Here is a 1,052-nt window from a genome sequence, read left to right as displayed (position 1 = left end):
CGACCGGTGACCACCAGTGGATCCACATCGACACCGGCAAGGCCGCGCACGGCCCGTTCGGCACCACCATCGCCCACGGGTACCTGACCTTGTCGCTGCTCCCGCTGCTGGTCGGGCAGGTCTATCGGGTCGAAGGCGTGAAAATGGCAGTCAACTACGGCTCCAACAAGTTACGGTTCCCGGCCCCGGTCCCGGTGAATTCGAAGGTGCGCGCCGGGGTCGAGCTGATCTCGGTTGCGGCCGGCCCCGCCGGGCACCTGGTCACCGCCAAAGTCACCGTCGAGCGCGAGGGCGGCGACAAGCCGGTCTGTGTGGTCGAGTCGTTGTCCCTCGTGGTGGCCTGATGCAGACACGGACCGATCTGCCGGGCGCTGTGCCAGGACGACACCGTGCTCGGCGCGCCCTTCTACGTGATGGAACACGTCGAAGGCACGCGGTACCGCACCGGTGCGGAACTGGCCGAGCTGGGAACCGAACGGACCAGGGCGATTTCGACCCGCCTCGTGGACACCCTCGCCGCGCTGCACGCGGTCGACCCGGCTGCTGTGGGGCTGTCGGATTTCGGCCGGCCGGAGGGGTTCCTCGCCCGCCAGGTGAACCGGTGGAAATAGCAGCTCGACGTGCTCATCGATGACCAGGACGGGATTCCTGACCGAGGCCCAGATCATCGCCCGCTACACCGAACGCAGCGAACGAGATATGTCCCGCTTCGGGTTGGATCTCGCGCTCGCAGCGTTCACGTTCGCCGCGACCCTGGAGGGCGTGCAGTTGGGCCTTCGGATCCGCTGGCGTCCTGAACCTCCCTGTTCTTCCGGGAGCACTCCGCGATGCTGTTCGGCGACGCTCGGGACCGGGTCGAAGACAGCGTCAAGGCACTCTGACCGAGTTCGCGACGAACACAGGGCGGCAGTGCCACACGCATTGCCGCCCTGGCTGTCCGAAATCGACTGTGTGCGTGACCTCGATATCGGTGAACGGGTCGCCCGGCATGTAGCGTGCCGGCAATCGCGTCGATCCTGGTGATGCGCTCGTCTGTGAAATGTACGATCACG

Annotated in this window: 1 protein-coding gene and 1 pseudogene; both read left to right on the top strand. The window is 66.3% G+C overall.

What is annotated here, in order from left to right; translation table 11 throughout:
- A partial coding sequence (locus RJ05_RS14435) for a MaoC family dehydratase (protein ID WP_036537721.1) occupies nucleotides 1–344 on the top strand: 344 nt, incomplete at its 5' end.
- A 24-nt stretch (nucleotides 345–368) separates the two neighbouring features.
- Nucleotides 369–608: pseudogene (locus RJ05_RS32895) on the top strand (phosphotransferase); the annotation flags it as partial.
- Nucleotides 609–1,052: the final 444 nt, after the last annotated feature.

Source organism: Nocardia cyriacigeorgica NBRC 100375 (genome assembly GCF_000308555.1).
GTDB lineage: Bacteria > Actinomycetota > Actinomycetes > Mycobacteriales > Mycobacteriaceae > Nocardia > Nocardia cyriacigeorgica.
Note: the sequence above shows the minus strand (reverse complement) of the source record. Positions and strands in the feature narration are given on the sequence as shown.